Source organism: Pigmentiphaga sp. H8 (genome assembly GCF_003854895.1).
Classification (GTDB): Bacteria; Pseudomonadota; Gammaproteobacteria; order Burkholderiales; family Burkholderiaceae_B; genus Pigmentiphaga.
This window is the reverse complement of sequence record NZ_CP033966.1, coordinates 2405214-2423654: the sequence shown is the minus strand read 5'-3', so window position 1 is coordinate 2423654 and position 18441 is coordinate 2405214. Positions and strand designations below refer to the sequence as shown.

The following is an 18441-nucleotide window of genomic DNA, read 5'->3' as shown; positions in this document are numbered from 1 at the left end:
GCGGGCATCGTCGAAGCGCCAGGGCTCGATGGACAAGCGATGCACGCACGCGCCCAGCGCCTCCAGGCGCTCGATGCCACCGTCGGTCGATCCCGTGTCCGCGACCACGACCATGTCGGCGCTCGCACAGGACGCCATGAAGCGGTCGGCGAAACCGGCTTCGTCGCGGCAGATGGCGTAGACGGCGATCTTCAGGGCTTGCCCGCCGCGGCCAGCCGGACCTCGACGCGATCGATATTCTCGCGATGCGCCACCAGCATGGCCAGCAGATCGTCCTGGATGCCGACCTCCTTGACCTTGGGCACCAGCGCTTCCAGCTTCCTGACCACCCAGGCCTGGCCCCGATTCAGGAAGGCCATCCGCGCGGGCAGGTCGGCGATGGCCATGGCCTTGCCGTGGAAGGCGCCGGTACGCGAGCCGGGCTTGGCGTCCAGCGACTTGATGGCGGCGATCAGCATGGCACACCATTTCACTTCGTCCCGCCGGATGTCCTCCATCAGCGCGCGCTCGGCCGGATCCTGCAATTGCGCCACGGTTTCCTCGGCCACCCGCGCACCCGCCCGCTCGGCCTCCAGCAATTCCTCCAGCGCCGCCAGCAGTTCCTCGCGCGGAAGCTGGCCCATGTACGCGGCATCGGCCTGCTCGGCGTAGCACACCGGCGATGCGCGATCGGATTTGGGCTGCATGATTTCTCCAGAATGATGAGTCAGGCGGCACCGGGGCCCGCATCGCCGGGCTTGCGCACCAGCGTGACCAGCAGCGTCGTATCGGCCAGCGCCCGCACCGCGTGCGGCTCCTGGCCGAGCAGCGCGACCAGTTGGCCGGGACGCAGTCCACAGGTGCCGTGCGGCGTGGTGACGACGGCTTCGCCCGCCAGGCACTGGATGGTCAGTTCGCCGGGCACGTGATGCTGCGGCAGTTCGTGTCCCGCCGGGAGCACCAGCTGCATGAGTTGCAAGCCGTCCGTGCGGAGCAGGCTGCTGCTGGCGTGGGTTCCCCGCTGTTCGTCGCTGGCATGCAGGTCGATCGCTTCCAGGGGACTTGCGTGTCTGAGGGCCATGATCGCACCGACTGAACCTGTGGGCGCTCCAGTCTCCAGGCCGAGCGCATTGCCTTGTCGTACCTGACGTTATACGCCAGTACGGCGGCGGTCGCATTCCGAAGGAAAAAGATACAGCACGCGCGCGCCCCGCTTGCTAGGATCGCCCGCGTGCCACCCATGGGAGCCGGGATGACGGAATCGATCGCCTCGCCCTTCGCATTGACCTTCCGCCTGTGGCTGCGCTTCTGGCCGCAACTGATGTGCCTGGTGCTTGCCGGCGTGCTGGCGAACGAGCTCCTGCTGCGGCTGGCCGTGCATACCGGCTTCGCCAACCACCTGGCAGGGCTGGCCGTGCTGACGCTGGTGGCGCTGGCGCACCTGATCGTAACGGTGCTGATGTTCCAGGTGCTGCTACCCGGCCTGCCCGCCGTGCGCACCGCCCAGGACGCCGCGCGTGGCCAGGCCTCGCCGGCCTCCGGCGGCCCGGACCGGCTGGCATCGGCCATCACGGTGGCCCTGCTGCCCTTCTTCGCCTACTACGCCGCGTGGGGTTTCCTGGGCGACACCGTGCGGCAATACTCGCGCCTGGCGCTGTCCCTGGACCCGTTCGGCACGCATGGCAATATCCTGGACGCCCTGGATTCGCGCTGGCTGTTCGTCTCGGTCGCGGTGTCGTGGCTGGTGCGCAAGCTGGCCAAGCGGCGCCGCGACGCCACCGGACGGCCGGCGTGGCAGGTGGTCATGGTGATCTGCGAGACGAACTGGATCCTGATCGGCCTGTACGTCATCAGCCGCTGGAAGGACGACGTCTGGACCTGGGTCACCGGCCTGGGCATCCGGGACTACCTGGCCTCGCTCCTGAACGCCCTGGCCACGCCGCTGGCGAACGCGCAAGCGGCGGCGATGGTGCCGGTGGAAGCGCTTGCCGAGACGCCCGGCAAACTGCTGGCGAACCTGTTCTTCTACGCCTTGCTGCCGGTGGTCTGGCTGGTCATGACGGCGCTGGTCTACGGTTACGACGTGCGCGACGATACCGAATTGATGCGTATCAACCGCCGCATCGAACGCTTCGGTGAACGCTACCGGGCAATACCGAAATTCCTGCGCGACTTCGCCGCCCACTTCATCGGCGGCTACCGTTCACGCTACCTGCCCGTCGCCAACGGCATCCGCCTGACGCTGAACTCGGGCGTACTGCTGCTGATCACGCTCATCGTCGGCTACCGGCTGATCGACTGGGGCAGCGCCTGGCTGTGGATAGGCGCGACGCGGCTGATCGGCCCCCACGACCTGGACACCTGGCAACTCTGGGCGCACGGGTTGACGCTGCTGCTGGGCAGCCCGTTCCGCGATTCATCCACGGGGCTGCTGATCGAACCGCTGCGCATCTGCTTTCTGGCGGCGATCCTGGAAACCGCGTTCGCGCGGCCCACGCGCGAGTCGGCGTCGGCGCGCGCCGCGCCTCTGGAACGACCCGCCTGAAAGCCAGCGCCGCCTATTGCACCAACGTCGGCGGCTGGGCAAAGCGCAGGTAGCGCGGCCGCTGCGGTCCCAGCGCCACCGTGGCGCGCAGGGCCGCGGCGGCATCGCGCGGCACCAGAAAGGCGTGGCGAATGCGCACGGTGTCGCCGGCCTTGGGTCCCGATCCCGCGGCCAGCACGCATTCCCGCGCTTCCGAACGCGGCAGCGGCAAGACGCGCGTCGGCATCCAGCGCCGCCCTTGGCCGTCCTCCAGGGCGATCTCGCAACCCGCCCAGTTCTTGCGCACGTCGGCATCCCGCACCTGCACGGCAAATTCGGCCACCACGCCCATCGCGTTTTCCGGTATGCGCTTGCCCGCCGGCAGCGGCGCCATCCGCAACGCGCGAAGCCGCCAGCTCGCTCCCCCAAGATCGGCCTGGCCGCCCGTGGGTACCTCGCGCGCGATGCGCGCGCGCCCGCTCCACCACGTTCGCGCGCTGTCATGCATGACCACCGCCATGGCCAGGGGCAAGAGGATCACCAGCAGCCACAGGCTGCGCCGGCGCCATCGGCACTCCGCAGCGTCCCGCGCAACGGCGGGATCCCGGGCGTTCACGGCCGGCCTCCCGCCTGCTGCAGATCGAAGGTCTCGGCAATTGGCGGCAGGCCGTCCGCCGCGGCCGGCAGCGCATTCAACGCGACGTGCGCCTCGGAATCCAGCCGGGGAAACGGGCCTTCGGAAACCAGCAAGGTGGCGCCCAGGATCTGATCGGGCCGGATCTCGAAGACGAAGCGGCCACGCTGCGGCAGGCCAGGCTCGAGCGTATGGGGCGGCAGGTCCGGCAGGAACTCCGGCCGGTCCGACAACTCGTAGCGCAGTCCCGTCGGCCCTTCCCACACGGCGTGCGTGACGTTGACCGACCGCGAACGCGCGGCCATCCGCGCGGTGACGATCGCCCACACCCCCGCGCTTTCATGCCGTATCTCGCCGCCGAAACGCTTGCCGACCAATTGCCGCGCGAACTCCACGCGCTCGACCCGGATGTCGAACAGGCGCGTGGACGCCGCCTTCCCCATCTTCCCGTAGGCGGGGATGGGTCCGGTCAGGTCCTGATAGCGCGGCGTACCGCGCTGCATCGCGAACAGCACGCCAGCAGCCAACGCAACCATGGCCACGGTGGCGAACGGCCGCCTCACGAGGCCCACCCCGCCACGCTTTCCGTCACCTCGACCGCCATCGTGATTCGTCCCACCACGCGCGGATTGAACCAGCCGGGCGTGCCGTAAAGGTTGTCGACGGGCTTGTAGGTCTTGGCGATGACATCGGCGTCCAGGCTCGTGGGCAACACGGCCGAGGCCGGCAGTTTCCACACGAAAGCCACGCGCTCGGCCAGCCCCGGATGCAGCAGCGGCAGCGGCCGGGCCTCGCGTACCAGCGCCACCTCGGGATCCGGCACGGGAACGCCGCCCACGGGATGCAGTTTCAGCAGCTTCGCGTAGTCGCGGGTGGAGGCTTGCGTGCGGTTGTTCAGCTCGGCCTCGACCACCAGCGCCCGTTCACCTTCCTGCAGCCGGACGCCCAGGACCTTTTTTTCTTCGCTGACCCAGGCCCGCCTGGGTATCACCTGCCATTGTCCGGCCTCGATCTGGCTGCCGGCCGTGTACTCGGTCGCGGCCGGCGGCGGCGCGGCGCCCAGGATGCCGTAGACCGTCGCGGCGCAGACCGCGACGGTCGAACCGATGCCGGTGGCCAGACGAGCCCTGAGTTTGCCGAATGCGACGCGCACCCGCCCCTCCGTAGTTCACGCGTGAAGGTCCGGCGATGCTGGACGAGCGGGGATGGTAGCCCCCGGGCTCGCCGTGCGTAAATTGCGCGATTGTTTCGATACGTACCGCGCGGCCGTTACAAGCGCCGCGCGGGTTCCTGCCGCTTATTTGTAGGCTTCGACCACCGGGTCATAGACGGAAGTCTTGACCAGCTTGTCGATGGTCAGCGAGCCGAACGTCTTGGCTTCGTCGTTGGTGAAATCGTAGTCGGCCTTGACGGTCTGGAGCGTCCTGACCACATCGCCATGGTGGAAGGCCCCGAATGCCCCTTCCGTATCGGTATCGTTGCTGGTCTGCTTCCAGACCTTGTCATCGAACTGGAAGTGGGCAACGCCGAGAATCTGGCCGGGATGGCTCTTCTGGTACTCCAGCACGCCTTTCAACTGCCGCTGGACATAGTTCGCGGTGTAGTCCGGCTTGGCGCGGCTATAGCCGATCTCGGTGAAGAGGATAGGCACGCCGAACTGCTTGTACGTCGCCGGAATCCAGCCCTGGCCCGTGCTTTCCGCGTCCCTGAGCAGATAGTTCTCGTTGTTGTAGGTTTGCGGGGCAAGCATGAGGCGGTCCCTGTACTTGGCGGTCCTGGGATCGGTCAGCAGGCGGTTGAACTGATTCCAGCCCGGCATGTTCCTCCCTTCCAGGTAAGGTTCGCCGCGCGGCACGAAGGTCACCGGCATGCCGACCGGCACGCTCTTGCTGAACTTCCGCTTGTCGGCTTCTTCGATGAAGCGCGCGACCAGACCGATGGCGGTGTTGTAGTTGCCGGGATAGCCACTGAAATCGAGCTCGTTCGAGATGATCACCCCAGCGATCGCGGGATGCCAGTCGGTGCCGGCCTTGTTGCCGAAGTTCCTGCTGGAGAAATAGGCGCCGACGTCCCTGTTCCAGACGACCGAGCCCTGCGTGGAGATCCAGTTGCTGAGCGGCACGACGACCTTGATGTTCAGGCTGTTCGCATAATCCAGGAACTGGCTGTGGTCGTTGCGGGTATCCCAGTCGTAGAGCCGGATCAAGTTGATCCCCATATCCTTGATGGTCTTCAGGTCGTCGCGGCAATCGGATCCGCAGCTCTGCGAAAGATAGGACTGCTTGCCCCACAGCGATCCTGCCTGCTTGCGCGCGATGTCGCTGCCGAAATAGATGTAGGTATCGTTGGCCTGCGAAGGGTTGTAGCCCTGTCCGAAAGCCTGGTAGGCGGTGCCCTTGCCGGGAATGGGGAAGCGCGTGAAGCGGCCCGCGGCGATGCTCAGCACGGCATCGTCGACGGCTTCCAGCGCGCCCGCGTTCGAGCCCTGCAGCGTCGCCGTGTAGCTGATCTCGTCGGTGTCCGCGTCATAGGCGGGATTGGTCAGCTTCATGGCGTACAGCTTGGCGCCCCCCTTGGCCGTGGTGCCGAACAGCGTGGCGGTCGGCGCCGCCTCGCCGTAGGCATAGGACCACTGCGGCAGGAAATAGGAAACCGGCCGGGCCTCGGAGTACGTGCCCGGAGCGTTGTCCACCAGGAACATGTCCGCGCCCGCCTGGCTCAGCACCACCTTGTACTGGCCGGCCGTGGCGGTGGGCTGCAAGGCCGCCTTCGAGGCGTACTGCGTGTACTCCGCCACCTCCTTGTCGTCCGCCAGGTTGTTGAGCACCTTGACGGTGACATTGTCGAAGGCAAGCGCGGCGCCGGCATCCTGGTCCAGCGTGTCGTTCTGCAGCTGTGCCTGGAACGTCATCGTCCCGGTTTTCTCGTCGTAGGCGGGCCGGGAAAGCGCCACATACACACCTTCCATGGCACCGCCGCCCGACAGCTGGAACTGGACGGTCGCGTTGGGGTCGACGCCGCCATAGGCGTCCCGCCAGATGCTGCCCGCGTAGTCCTTGACCGGAGACTTGCCCACCGCCAGGCCTTGGCCGCCTTCGTACCACAGCACGTCGGATTCGACGTTCTTCAAGGTCAGGGTCCGGGTCGCCCCATCGGCGCCGGCCGACAACTGTCCGGACCCGGCCACCAGCATATAGGTGCGGGGCGAGTAGCTGGCGCCCGAGCCGCCGTCGCTCTTGGCCCCGTCTCCCCCGCAACCGGCCAGCATCGCCCCCGAGGCCAACGCCAGCGCCGACATGACAAATCGTTTTGTTTTCATACTGCCGCTCCTGAGAAACCGGTCCCGTGGCCCGTGAAACGAACCGACGCCCTGACATTCGCAATGCCGCGTCATTCGCATGGGAAGGATGAGCAGATGTTAGAGAAAGGCCTCTTTTGCGAGGCAGGCATGTTTGGGGCAAGCGTCCCGAGTACCGGGAAATCGTCCCGGATGTAGCATTGCGCGCCACAGGTGTATCATTTTGTGTCATGCCGACCACCCCGCCTCCTTGCGTACCGGAGCATCTGTCTTCCCACGACGTGGAGCCGGGGCTGCGTTTCGACGCCTGGCGCGAACGTGCGCACCAGTGGGTGGAAATGCTGCCGCCACCACCCGGTACCGAACTCGATGCGGAACTGCTCACCTTGCGCAGCAGCACCTGCATCTTCGGCACCATGCGTTCGTCCGCCTACGAAATGCGGGCGGCGTCCCGCCGCCTGGCCCATGCGCCCGAGATGGTGGTGGTCACACTGATCCAGGCCGGCGAACTGATACGCGATGCCGCACCGGGCGAGCCTCAACGCGTCGGACCGGGCAACCTGGGCCTGTACGACCCCTGGCGCATCGGGCACTACCGCTGGAGCCAGGGCTCGCGCGAGGTCTTCCTGGCCCTGCCCCGCGACGAGGTGCGCGCGGCGCTGGGACGCGAGCCGGGCAACGTGCCCATCCCGCTGGAACACTGCGCGCTGGCGCCCGCCCTGGCCAGCCAGTTGAATCATCTGGCCCTGCTGACACGCCAGCCGCAGAAGCTCGACGGCGTGGAGTACGCCAGCCTGCTGGAAGGCACGCGTTCGCTCGCGTTGCTGATGCTGCGCAACCTGGGGCGGCAGGGATCGAACCAGGAACAGTCCGACCTGGAAGATGGCCTGAACGGGGGCCGCCATGCGGCGGCGCTGCGCTTCATGGAACGCGAGGCCCACCGACACGACCTCGACGTCGCGGCGGTCGCCCGCGGCGCCGGCTGCTCGCGCACCCGCCTTTACGCGGCCTTCGCATCCCGGGGCGAAACGGTGATGGGAGCCCTGCGCGAAATCCGCCTGCAACGCGCCAAGGCCTTGATCGAGCGCAGCCCCAGGCTGCACATCGGCTCGCTCTCGTGGCGCTGCGGCTTCGCGGACCAATCGGCCTTCAGCAAGCTGTTCCGCCTGCGCTTCGGCCTGCTGCCCTCCGAATGGCACCATCGGACGTGGAGCAGTCCGGCCGCCGATGCGTCGGCCCGCGCCCGCTCGCAAGATCCCTGTTGAAAATCCCCGGCGTCGTCAGCGGTATTGGGGTTCCCCCCCATAAGATTCATTTAATATATATCTTCAAACCAGACGTCCATCCCCCACGGAGCCGGCCCATGGCCATCCTGCTGGAAGTCGAAGAACCGGTGCCCCCCACCCCGCCGCCTCCGCAGTGGCGCGCTTTCCTGGAACTGGGCTTCCGGCCCCTGTACCTGGCGGGCTGCCTGTGGGCCGCCTTGTCCGTCCTGCTCTGGGTGTACGCGCCGCAGGCCCTGACCGGACCGCTCGGCGGCGTGGCCTGGCATGCCCATGAAATGCTCTGGGGCTTCATCGCCACCATCGCCGTGGGTTTCCTGCTTACCGCCGGCGCCAACTGGACCGGCATCAATCCGCTGCACGGCAAGGCCCTGGGGGCGCTGACGGCCCTCTGGCTACTGGCGCGGGTCGGCTACCTGGTGCCCGACACCGCGGGATTCTGGCTTGCCGCATGCGGCGAGACCTTGTTCTTCGCCACCGCCGCGGTGGCCCTGGGACGCTCCATCTACCAGGCGCGCAGCAAGCGCAACTACGGCATACCCGTACTCATCCTTGGATTGGGCGCGGCGAACGTCCTCTACCTCCATACGGTCCTGCAAGGCGACTACGCCCTGTTGCTGGCGCGCTTCAACCTCGGGCTGCTGTGCATGGCGGTGATCGCACTGCTGGTGGCGCGGCGCGTGATCCCCTTCTTCGCGATGCGCGCCGTGGCCGGCCTGGACATCCCCATGCATACCCGCAGCGGCCAATGGCAGCTCGGCGCGGGCGTGCTGGCGATCGCGCTCCTGCTGGCGGACTGGATGCCAGGGGCGGGCCTGGCTCTTGCTGCCACCGGCGTGCTGACCTGCTGGCAACTGCTGGCATGGCGCCCCTGGGCGGTGCGGCGCGTGCCGCTGCTGTGGATCCTGTACGTGGGCTACGCCGCGCTGGGCATCGGCCTGCTGGTGGCCGCGGCGCACGCGGCGGGCTGGGTCCCGCGCCTGGCCTGGCCGGCGCACGTCATCGGCGCGGCGGGCTTCGCCGTGCTGATCATCGGCATGGTCACCCGCACGGCGCTGGGCCACCTGGGGCGTCCGCTGCGCACCGACCGCAGCATGGTGGCGGCCTATGCGCTGGTGATCGCGGCGGCCGCGCTGCGCCTGGCCGCGCTGCTGCCCACGGCCTGGGCCATGGGCGTCCTGCACGCATCGGCGGCCGCCTGGATCCTGGGGTTCGCGCTGTACCTGTGGCGCTTCTTCCCGCTGCTGATTCGCCCGCGTTTCGACCAACGTTCCTGAAGGAGAACCTGATGAAGATCCTGCACACCACCCCGGCCCTGCTGCTGGCCGCCACGCTGGCCGGCCCCGCCTTCGCCGCCACCTGCAACGTGGAGATCGCGGGCAACGATGCCATGAAATTCGACAAGACCAGCATCGAGGTGCCGCAAAGCTGCAAGCAGTTCACGGTCAAGCTCACGCACCCGGGCAAGCTGCCCAAGACCTCGATGGGACACAACTGGGTATTGAGCAAGGCCTCGGATGTGCAAGGCATCGCGGCCGACGGCATCCCCGCCGGGCTGGACAAGAATTACCTCAAGCCGGGCGATACGCGCGTGATCGCGCACACGAAGGTGATAGGCGGCGGGGAAACCGACTCCGTCACCTTCGACACGAGCAAGCTCAAGGCGGGGGAAAACTATGCGTTCTTCTGCTCGTTCCCGGGGCATGCGGCGCTGATGAAGGGGACGGTGGCGGTGACGAAATAGGCGCCAGGGGGTTTGCTTGGTAGCATGCGGGAATGATTGGTTAATTGACGGCATTCCCAGTACCCCAATGAAACTCGCTACCTGGAACATAAACTCCCTGAACGTGCGCCTGCCCCAGGTCATCGCCTACCTGCAGGCCACGCCGGTCGACGCGCTGTGCCTGCAGGAACTCAAGCTGACCGACGACAAGTTTCCCGTCGGCGCCTTCGAGGAAATCGGCTATCACGCGGCGTTCACCGGCCAGAAGACCTACAACGGCGTGGCCATCCTGAGCCGCCAGCCGGTCCGGGACGTGACCAAGAACATCGACGGCTTCGAGGACCCCCAGCAGCGCGTGATCGCCGCCACGCTGGACACGCCCGCGGGCGAGGTGCGCGTGATCAGCGCCTATTGCCCCAACGGGCAGTCGGTGGGCAGCGACAAGTACGACTACAAGCTGAAATGGTTCGCCGCCTTCCGCGACGGCCTGCAAGAGGAACTGGGCCGCTATCCGCGCCTGGCGGTGCTGGGCGACTACAACGTCGCGCCCGACGATCGCGACGTGCACGACCCGGTCAAGTGGGAAGGCAGCGTGCTGGTGTCCGAACCCGAGCGCGCCGCGTTCCGCTCGCTGCTGGACGTGGGCCTGCACGACGCCTTCCGGCTGTTCGAGCAGCCGCCCAAGTCCTTCAGTTGGTGGGACTACCGGCAACTGGGGTTCCGCCGCAATGCCGGCCTGCGCATCGACCACATCCTGCTGTCCGACACCTTGAAGGCCGTGTGCAGCGAGTGCGTGATCGAGCGCGAGATCCGCAAGAACGAACAGCCGTCGGACCACGCGCCGGTGATGGCGACGCTGGAAATCTAGCGGCGCTCAATCCGCCAGCGCGCAGGCCTGGCGGCGCAGGTCGGCCGCCGCTTCCAGGGTACCATCCGGACGCATGCGGATGGCCTTGGCCGACCCGAAATAGAACTCGTGCAGGGAATCCTCCTCCACCGGCACGCCGGCCTCGCGCAGCCGCCGCGCCACGCCCTCCTGGAAACCGGGTTCGAGCAGGATGTCGCCGCCGCGCGTGATGCTCCAGCGCGGCGCGTCGATGGCCTCGGCCAGCGGCATGTCCTCGAAGCAGGCATGGGCGATCACCTGTACGCCGGTCGTGGTCTGGCTCACGCCGCCCGGCGACACGCCCAGCATGGCCGGCCGGCCGCCTTCCATCACGATGTAGGGATTCAGGGTGTGGACCGGCCGCTTGCCCGGCCCCAGCACGTTGGGGCTGGCCGGATCGAGATCGAACTCGATCAGGCGGTTGTTCATCAGGATGCCGGTTTGCGCATCCACGCAGCCGCTGCCGAAAGGCTGGAACACGCTTTGCAGCATGGCCAGCGCGTTGCCCTGGTCGTCCGCCAGCACGATGCCGGCGGTGTCGCCGGGATCCCGCGCGCCCGAAGGCGTCGCCTCCGCCACGCGGGCCAGGCGCCGCGCGACCCGTTCCGGATCCAGGGTCGCGGGCCACGGCGCGGCCGGATCGGCCACCTTGCGCTGGAAGGTTTCCAGACATAGCCGGGCGATCTGGATCTGCGCATAGGCCCGTTGGCCTTCGGGCTCGTCCAGGTACGGCGCCAGCGCCTCCAGCTGGGCCAGCATCAGCACGCCCAGCGAGTTCGGCGGCATGACGTGGATGTGCCGGTCCCGTACGGACAGGCTGACCGGCCGCGCCCAGTCGGCCCGCTGCGCCAGCATGTCGTCCAGGCGCAGCAGGCCGCCCTGCTCCCGCGCGAAGGCGTCCAGGCTGCGGGCAATGGGTCCTTCGTAGAAAGCGTCGGCGCCATCGCGCGCGATGCGCTTCAAGGTGTCGGCCAGGGCGGGCTGGCGCAGCAGGTCCCCCGCCGCCAGCGGCCGGCCCTCGGGCGCGAACAGGGTGCCGAAGCCGGGCTGGCGGACTACCGCCGGCTTGGCGCTCCCGAGGTTGCGATGGATCTCGCTGGAGCACCCTATGCCGTCCGCCGCGTGGCGCACGGCGTCCTCCAGCAGCAAGGCCCAGGGCAGGCGCCCGTGGCGCCGGTGCGCCTGGTCCCACAGGCGCACGAGCCCGGGCACCACCCAGGTCGACGGCCCGCGCGGACCGATGCCGCCGTCGCCGAAGGCATCCGGCCGGGCCAGGCCGGGCGCCCGGCCCGTGCCGTTCAAGGCCTGGATCGTGCCCGAGGCCGCGTCGTAATACAGCATCATGCCGCAGCCGCCCAGCGAGGTCGCGTGCGGCAGCGCCACCGCCATGACGGCCGAGGCCGAGATCATCGCATCGACCAGCGAGCCGCCGGCCCGCAAGGTATCCAGCGCGCTCTGGCTGGCCAGGTGATGGCCGGTGACGACGGCGCGGCGCCGGCCGAATGCGGCGGCGCGGGAAGCGGGCCTGGCCATGCGGGTCATCGCAGCAGGTTGGCGCAGAAGGTGCCGACGAAGCAGCCCACTGCGCAGGCGATGGGCAGCCACCAGCCTTGCCAGCGTCCCGCCGCCGGCGAGGCGGATGGCGCGGGCGCAGGCACAGCCGGGGCAGCGAACCCGGATGCGGGGGCGGCGGCCTGGGCCCCCGCCCCCGACAATTCGCGCTGCACGTTGGCGAAGAACTGTTCCGAGAACTTGCGCGCCGCGCCGTCTATCATCCGCGCGCCCAGTTGCGCGACCTTGCCGGTCACCTCGGTCTCGGCGCGGTAGCCCAGCAAGGTGCCGCCGGCGATGTCCTCCAGCGTCACGGCCACGCTGCCGGTGGCGGCGCCGGCCACGCCGGCCGAGCCCTGGCCCGTCAGCGTGAAGCGCTCCTGCTGCGCCTGGACCGCGCGGGCGAAGGCCACGTCGAAGTTGGCGCGTATGGGCCCCACGCCCGCCGAGATCGTGGCCCGGTAGCCGCCGTCGTCGGTGCGGCTGATGGCGCGGCAATCGGGAATCGTGCGGCGCAGGAAATCCAGGTCGTCCAGCGCCTCCCAGACCCGGCCGCGCGGCGCCGCCAGCGTCTTGGTGCCGTCTATGATCATGGCCGCACCTCTCCCATCATGTCTATGCCCGCCTGCGCCAGGCCGCGGTCGGCCACGCGCATGCGTTCGTTCAGGCACTTGAACTGGCCGAAGCTCCAGGCCACCAGCGGACGCGCGAAGTCCAGCGAGGTCGGCCACTGGCGCGTGAACCAGTCATAGCGCACGGCCCAGGCCTGCGTGCGGTCGCTGATGAAGCGCACGCGCTGCTCCCAGGCGGCCACCGCCGAAGCAACGTCGTCGGCGTCCGCCACCAGGTGCGCCAGCGCGTAGGCGTTCATCAAGGTCAGCCCCGCCCCCTGCCCCAGGGTCGGCGGCAAACCATGGGCGGCGTCGCCCAGGATGGCGATGTTGCCGACGCTCCACTTCGGGCACTTGACCAGGCCGTAATGGTATTGCGTGCCCTCGGCCCGATGCAGCACCGCCATCAGGTCGGCGATCTTGGGAAAGCGCCGGCTCCAGTCCTCGACATCGATGGGAAAGCGCGCCGCCGTGGCATCCCAGGCCGGCGCGACCATGTAGACATAGGTGTGGCCGGGCCCCGACGGCGTCACGCCTATGCGCCGGTTGCCGGACCAGTGCTCCACCGTCTTGGGCTGGGGCGTGAAGGCGCGGCCCTCGATCAGGTAGCGGTTGATGATGGTCGGCAGTTCCGTGAACCCCCCTCCCATTTTCTGCGAGTTGCGCACCGCCGAATGCACGCCGTCGGCCGCGATGACGAGGTCGGCTTCATGCAGCCCGCCGTCGGCGGTCAGAAGGCCCTTGCCGGGCAGCGCGCCGGTCACGCGCGAGCCGGTCACGATGTTCACGCCGGCTTCCAGCGCCGCGTCGCGCAGGCCCTCGATCAGCACCTGCCGGGCGAAGGTATGGACGCGCGACTTGTCCCGCAGCGGCCGTTCCTGCTTGACCGTACCGTCGGCGAACTGGATCTGCGCGCGTTCGAGCACCGTGCCCTGGCCGCGGATGCGGTCCAGCACGCCCAGCTTCTCCAGCACTTCCAGGCTGTTGTTCTTGATATAGATGCCCGCCCCCACCTCACGGATCTCGGATCCCTGCTCGTGGACGTTGACTTCCCAGCCACGGCGCGCGAACAGCGCGCCGGCGCTCAGGCCGGCGATGCCGCCTCCGGCGATTTCTACTTTGCGTTTCATACCCGATATCCGAAGAAAATGATGAAGCGAAGAATCTCTATCCGGCCTGGCGGCGCTTGGCGGCCAGGCTGATCTGCATGGCCGCGCCCGAGGTCAGCAAGGCATGGATGCTGAACCGGTCGCGCAGGACCTCCCATTGCATGGCGCACAGCGCCTCGCGCTCGTCGTCCGCCAGGGCGAACGGCTGGCAGAAGGCCGCGGGATCGTCCAGGAAACGCTCCGCCGCCTCGGCCCCCGTGCGCAGGGTCAGGACCGCCTCGGCCAGCCTGGCGCGTGCCGGCGGCATCGCGGGATACCGCAGCGGGTCGCGCGCCGGCGCGGGTTCGGTCAGGTCCCATCCCGCCGACGCATAGATGTGATGCCACGACGGTTCCAGCAGCGCCGTGAACGGCGGCCGGTTCTCGCCCAGCGCCCCGGCCAGGATCAGCGGCGCGCGCAGCTCGACATTGCCGGTGCGGTCCAGTTCCCAGTCGTCGTAGCTCAGCAGGTGCGTCAGGTGGCCGGCCTGGATCTCGGCGAAGATGCGCTGGTCCGTCTCCAGGTCGGGATGCGGATAGTGCACCGTGCCCGGGTAGTGGGACAGGCCGCCGCTGGCGATCAGCAGCGCCCGCTTGCCCAGGCGCTGCAAGGCGGTCTGCAGGGCGGCGCCGAAGGCGTAGCAGCGGCGCCCGCCGGGCTGGGGCGGCACGTAGGCATTGACGAACAGGGCCACCAGCGGCACGTCGCGCCCGAAGCCCATGAATTCGTAGGGAATGGTGAAGGCCGTCTGCAGCTTGGCGTTCATCGTGAACGCCAGGTCGAAGCCGGCCCGCTCCATTTCCGGGACCAGGGCGTAGCCGGTGTCGCCGTCGATGGCCCACATGCCGCGATGCTTGTGCATGCCGTCGGCCTCGTGGGCCACATGCACGCAGAACGGTGGCACGCCGTGGGTGACGAAGTGGTCGCCGTGGTCGTTGGACACCATGACGATGCAATCGGGCTCGAGCGCCCGCAGCCGCTCGCCTATCGTTTCCAGCGAGCGGCGCACGCGGGCGACCTGCTCGAGGTCCTCGCTCTCGGGCAGGGAAAGGAACTGCGGCGCGTGCGGCACGATGGCCGCGCCGACGATGCCGTAAGGGTTGGAGGATTTCACGCTTGCACCTCGGTAGTGGGTCGTTCTTCGTTGGCCACTTCGACAACGGCCGCGACGATGCCGTGATAGCCCGTGCAGCGGCAGATGTTGCCGGACAGGCACTGGCGGATCGCCGGCTCGTCACGCAACTGGCCGCGGCGCACGATGTCGTACCCGCTCACGACCATGCCCGGCGTGCAGAAGCCGCATTGCAGGGCGTGGTACTCGCTGAAGGCCCGGCGCAGCCGGTCGGCCTTGGCGTCGCACAGCCCTTCCAGCGTCGTCACCGAGGAGCCGTCCACCGAGCCCGCCAGGGTCAGGCAGGCACGCACCACCTTGCCGTCGACGATGACGTTGCAGGCGCCGCATACGCCGTGCTCGCAGCCCAGGTGCACGGAGGTCTGCCGGCACTGCTCGCGCAGCACGTCGGCCAGTACCGCGGAGGGTTCGACCTCGAGTCCGGTCTCGCGGCCGTTCACGGTCAATGTGATGTTCATGCAGCAACTCCTTGCCATGCCTGTTCGGCCGCCCGGGCCATCGCCTGCGCGTGGCGGGATGCCGCCAGCGGATCGACGTGGGGCCGGGCGGCCAGGATCTCGTCCAGGGCTGAGGCCGCGATGTCGCGCCTGGGGGGCAGCAAGCCCCCGGCGGCCGGCAGCCGCGCCGCCGTGGCCGGCAGCGCCAGCGGACCGGGATCGATCGCGCCCAGCCAGCATGCCCACTGGCCGTCGGCCCCCTGCAGGGCCAATGCGCTGGCCGAGGCGAATTCGCCGGCCCGGTGCATGAGCTTGCACCGCCCCCACCGGACGAGGCCCGATGCCCGCTCGGGCAGCGTGGCCGCCAGCGCGATCTCGTCCACCTGCACGTCGCTGTCCATGGCGCCGCGAATGAAATCGCGCAGCGCGACGGCGCGCCGTCCCCGCAGGCTGGCCAGTTCCACCGTGGCGTCGAGCGCGGTCAGCAGCAGCGGCCAGTCTCCCGCCGGATCGGCGTGGACCAGGCTGCCGACCACGGTGCCCCGGCTGCGCACCGGCAGGAAGGCGATTTCGGCGGCATGCGCCCGCAGCAGGTCGAACAGCGCACCCGCCCGCTCGCACCGCTCGACGTCGGCATGGGTGACGGCCGCGCCCATGCGCACGGCCGGCGCGGTATCCAGGCGCGCGAGTGATTCCACCCGGGTGATATCGATCAGCGCGTAGGGGCGCAGCATGCGGTAGCGCATCATGGGCAATAGGCTCTGCCCGCCGGCCAGGACCTTGGCATCGCTGCCCAGGGCGGCGCGCAGCGCCAGCGCCTCGTCCAGCGTGCGCGGCACGTGCAGCGCGAAAGGCGGAAGCTTCATCGCGCACCTCCCTGCCCGGCTTCGTGCAGCTGGCGCAGCAGGTAGTCGGGCGTGATGGGCGTACGGCACACGTCCACGCCCAGCTCCGCCAGCGCGTCGCGCACGGCATTGGCGATGGCCGCGGGCGGCGCCACGGCGCCTCCTTCCCCCATGCCTTTCATGCCGAACTCGGAATGGGGCGACGGGGTGCTGAAGTGCAGGATGGAAATCGGCGGAACCTCGACCGCGCTGGGCACGGCGTAGTCGCCGAAGGTCACGGTCTGCGGCTGGCCATTGCTGTCGTAGATCATTTCTTCATACAGGGCCTGGCCGATGCCTTGCGCGACGCCGCCGCGTATCTGGCCGTCCAGGATCAGGGGGTTGACCACGGTGCCGCAATCCTCCACGACCAGGTAGTCCAGGATCCTGACGAAGCCGGTGTCCGGGTCGACGCTGACGCGCGCGGCATGCAGCGTGTAGGAAAACGTTCCGGTCTCGACGCCGGGCCGGTAGTCGGCCTGGAACGAGAAGCCGGGAGAAATGGAGCGCGGCAGCTTGCTCACGCCCACGTAGGCAACCCGGGCCAGGTCGCCGAAGGACATGGTGCCCTGCGGCGAGATGCAGGCGCCGTCGCGCACCTCGATCTGCGCGTCGTCCGTCTCGTGCAGCACGGCGTGGATGGCGCGCGCCTTGCCGACGATGTCCCGGCAGGCCATGGCCACCGCCCCGCCCGCCATCACGATGGACCGCGAAGCGACCGAGCCCAGGCCGTACGGCGCAGCCGACGTATCGCCCTGGCGTATCCGTATCGCCGAGACCGGCAGCGTGGTGATCTCGGCCGCGATCTGCGCCAGGCTGGTGAAATGCCCCTGCCCGTGCGACAGCGTGCCGACCTCGATGACCAGCGTGCCGTCCATGTTCAGCGTGGCGCGCGCCGACTCGTGGCCGTAGATCAGCGGCGAACCCCGGCGGCGCCATTCCTCGGCGCCGTGCGCGGCCTGCTCGACCAGCATCGCATAGCCCACGCCCACCCGGCCGCCGTCATCGGCCTGCCGCGCGGCGGGCCAGTTCTCGGCCACGAAGCGCCCGGCGGCATCGACGACCTCGCGGTAGTTGCCCGAGTCGTAGGCCAGTCCGGTGGCCGACACGTAGGGCATCTGCGCCGGCGAGATCAGGTTGGCCCGGCGCACGTCCAGCGGGTCGGCGCCCAGTTCGCGGGCGACCTCCTCGATGATGCGCTCCATCGCGAAGCAGCCGCCCGGCCGGCCCACGCCACGGTAAGGCCCCAGGGGGCTCTTGTTGGTGTGGATGCTGACGGCCTCGAAGCGATAGTTGCGGATGTCGTAGGGCCCGAGCATGACGTTGGTGGCCATGTTGGCCTCGATCGCCCCGGTGGAGGTCTTGGCCGAATAGGCGCCGGCATCCACCACCACCAGCGCGTCCAGCGCGTGGATCCTGCCCGTGTCGTCGAAATAGGCGGTGATGCGCTGCTCGTGCTGGCGGCTGTGGTTGCTGGCGACGAAATGCTCGTAGCGGTCCTCGATCCAGCGCACCGGCCGCCGCAGCTTCCAGGCCAGCGCGGTCACCAGCACTTCCTCGGGATAAAGATTGCTCTTGGAGCCGAAGCCGCCGCCCACGTCCGGCACCACCACGCGGATGTCGGCCTCGGTCAGGCCGGGAATCTGTTCGGCCAGGAAGGTGCGGATCAGGTGCGGCCGCTGGCTGGACACGTGCACGACCACGCCGCCGGCCGGATCGGGATAGGCCAGGCAGCCCCGGCATTCCAGGGGGCTGGCCAGCACCCTGCCCATGGACAGGCGGCGCGTGACCTGCCGCAGGCCGCGCCCGGCCGGATCGTCGATGATGGCCTGCGCATCGCCCAGCGCGCGGCCGATGCGCATGACCAGGTTGGAGGACAGGTGGTCGTGCAGCGGCACGCCCGGGTGGTCGACCTCGTCCCAGGCATCGACCACCGCGGCCAGCGGCTCGATGTCCAGCTGTACCTGCTCGGCGCGTTCCTCGGCCTCGGTCCGGGTCGCGCCCAGCGCCAGCACCACCGGCTCGCCGGCAAAGCGCACCTTGCCGTCGGCCAGCAGCGGATACGGCGCGCCGTTGAATTCCGGACGCAGCAGCGCGCAGTAGATGGGCAAAGCCAGGCCGGCGATGTCGGCCGCGGTCCAGAACGTGCCGGCCGGCAATTCCGGCGGCAGCGTCACGCCCTTCAATCGGCCATGGGCCACCGGGCTGCGGCAGAACGCTACTTCCAGGCATCCCGGCGCCTGGATGTCCGCCACGAAGGCGCCCCCGCCAGCCAGGTGGCGGGCATCCTCCACCCGGACCAGCGGCCGCCCGATATGGGCGTAGCCACCGTCGACCTTGCTTTCCCCCAT

At 68.9% G+C, this 18441-nt stretch carries 18 protein-coding genes; 5 read left to right on the top strand and 13 right to left on the bottom strand.

Features of this window, described 5'->3' with window-relative positions; all coding sequences use genetic code 11:
- Window positions 1-191: 191 nt before the first annotated feature.
- A complete protein-coding gene (locus EGT29_RS11565; protein WP_124689134.1) occupies window positions 192-686 on the bottom strand; it encodes a DUF6306 domain-containing protein in 495 nt (164 codons plus the stop codon).
- A gap of 20 nt (window positions 687-706) precedes the next feature.
- Window positions 707-1060 carry a cupin domain-containing protein gene (locus EGT29_RS11560; RefSeq protein ID WP_124689133.1) on the bottom strand — a complete coding sequence of 118 codons (354 nt, stop codon included), beginning with the start codon at window positions 1058-1060 and terminating at the stop codon, window positions 707-709.
- Between the two features lie 171 nt (window positions 1061-1231).
- Between EGT29_RS11560 and EGT29_RS11555 the strand changes: the two genes are divergently transcribed.
- Window positions 1232-2524 (top strand): hypothetical protein, encoded by a 1293-nt coding sequence (locus EGT29_RS11555; protein ID WP_124689132.1) that lies wholly within the window; start codon window positions 1232-1234, stop codon window positions 2522-2524.
- Between the two features lie 13 nt (window positions 2525-2537).
- On the opposite strand, the gene EGT29_RS11550 is transcribed toward EGT29_RS11555, so the two are convergent.
- The 4 genes from EGT29_RS11550 to EGT29_RS11535 all read right to left on the bottom strand — a co-directional run bounded on the left by EGT29_RS11550 (window position 2538) and on the right by EGT29_RS11535 (window position 6456).
- Complete coding sequence (locus tag EGT29_RS11550; protein WP_124689131.1) at window positions 2538-3119, bottom strand: hypothetical protein; 582 nt, start codon at window positions 3117-3119, stop codon at window positions 2538-2540.
- Window positions 3116-3700 (bottom strand): hypothetical protein, encoded by a 585-nt coding sequence (locus tag EGT29_RS11545; protein ID WP_238160374.1) that lies wholly within the window; start codon window positions 3698-3700, stop codon window positions 3116-3118. Before EGT29_RS11545 ends, EGT29_RS11550 begins: the two co-directional genes overlap by 4 nt.
- Window positions 3697-4290 carry a hypothetical protein gene (locus EGT29_RS11540; RefSeq protein ID WP_124689130.1) on the bottom strand — a complete coding sequence of 198 codons (594 nt, stop codon included), beginning with the start codon at window positions 4288-4290 and terminating at the stop codon, window positions 3697-3699. The genes EGT29_RS11545 and EGT29_RS11540 overlap by 4 nt, the downstream gene beginning before the upstream one ends.
- 144 nt (window positions 4291-4434) lie before the next feature.
- Window positions 4435-6456 carry a hypothetical protein gene (locus EGT29_RS11535; protein ID WP_124689129.1) on the bottom strand — a complete coding sequence of 674 codons (2022 nt, stop codon included), beginning with the start codon at window positions 6454-6456 and terminating at the stop codon, window positions 4435-4437.
- A 209-nt stretch (window positions 6457-6665) separates the two neighbouring features.
- On the opposite strand from EGT29_RS11535, the gene EGT29_RS11530 reads away from it, so the two are divergent.
- The 4 genes from EGT29_RS11530 (at window position 6666) to xth (ending at window position 10309) form a co-directional block, all read left to right on the top strand.
- Window positions 6666-7700 carry an AraC family transcriptional regulator gene (locus EGT29_RS11530; RefSeq protein WP_124689128.1) on the top strand — a complete coding sequence of 345 codons (1035 nt, stop codon included), beginning with the start codon at window positions 6666-6668 and terminating at the stop codon, window positions 7698-7700.
- A 98-nt stretch (window positions 7701-7798) separates the two neighbouring features.
- Window positions 7799-8995 (top strand): NnrS family protein, encoded by a 1197-nt coding sequence (locus EGT29_RS11525; RefSeq protein WP_124689127.1) that lies wholly within the window; start codon window positions 7799-7801, stop codon window positions 8993-8995.
- Between the two features lie 11 nt (window positions 8996-9006).
- A complete protein-coding gene (azu, locus tag EGT29_RS11520; RefSeq protein ID WP_124689126.1) occupies window positions 9007-9462 on the top strand; it encodes an azurin in 456 nt (151 codons plus the stop codon).
- 67 nt (window positions 9463-9529) lie between these two features.
- Window positions 9530-10309 (top strand): exodeoxyribonuclease III, encoded by a 780-nt coding sequence (gene xth, locus EGT29_RS11515; protein ID WP_124689125.1) that lies wholly within the window; start codon window positions 9530-9532, stop codon window positions 10307-10309.
- A gap of 6 nt (window positions 10310-10315) precedes the next feature.
- On the opposite strand, the gene EGT29_RS11510 is transcribed toward xth, so the two are convergent.
- Genes EGT29_RS11510 through EGT29_RS11480 form a run of 7 tightly spaced genes read right to left on the bottom strand, consistent with a single transcriptional unit; the run spans window position 10316 to window position 18441 of the window.
- Window positions 10316-11860: a gamma-glutamyltransferase family protein gene (locus EGT29_RS11510; RefSeq protein ID WP_161567792.1), complete on the bottom strand. Its 1545-nt coding sequence runs from the start codon at window positions 11858-11860 to the stop codon at window positions 10316-10318.
- A 5-nt stretch (window positions 11861-11865) separates the two neighbouring features.
- Window positions 11866-12471, bottom strand: coding sequence for a CoxG family protein (locus tag EGT29_RS11505; RefSeq protein ID WP_124689123.1), 606 nt, complete (start codon window positions 12469-12471; stop codon window positions 11866-11868).
- Window positions 12468-13619, bottom strand: a complete 1152-nt coding sequence (locus tag EGT29_RS11500) for an NAD(P)/FAD-dependent oxidoreductase (protein ID WP_124689122.1) — start codon at window positions 13617-13619, stop codon at window positions 12468-12470. The genes EGT29_RS11505 and EGT29_RS11500 overlap by 4 nt, the downstream gene beginning before the upstream one ends.
- 37 nt (window positions 13620-13656) lie before the next feature.
- A complete protein-coding gene (locus EGT29_RS11495) occupies window positions 13657-14751 on the bottom strand; it encodes a hypothetical protein (RefSeq protein WP_161567791.1) in 1095 nt (364 codons plus the stop codon).
- Window positions 14748-15227 carry a (2Fe-2S)-binding protein gene (locus tag EGT29_RS11490; RefSeq protein ID WP_161567790.1) on the bottom strand — a complete coding sequence of 160 codons (480 nt, stop codon included), beginning with the start codon at window positions 15225-15227 and terminating at the stop codon, window positions 14748-14750. The genes EGT29_RS11495 and EGT29_RS11490 overlap by 4 nt, the downstream gene beginning before the upstream one ends.
- Entirely contained in the window at window positions 15224-16072 is an 849-nt protein-coding gene (locus EGT29_RS11485; protein WP_124689119.1) for a xanthine dehydrogenase family protein subunit M, read from the bottom strand. The genes EGT29_RS11490 and EGT29_RS11485 overlap by 4 nt, the downstream gene beginning before the upstream one ends.
- On the bottom strand, window positions 16069-18441 hold the full coding sequence (locus EGT29_RS11480; RefSeq protein ID WP_124689118.1) for a xanthine dehydrogenase family protein molybdopterin-binding subunit: 2373 nt from the start codon (window positions 18439-18441) through the stop codon (window positions 16069-16071). The genes EGT29_RS11485 and EGT29_RS11480 overlap by 4 nt, the downstream gene beginning before the upstream one ends.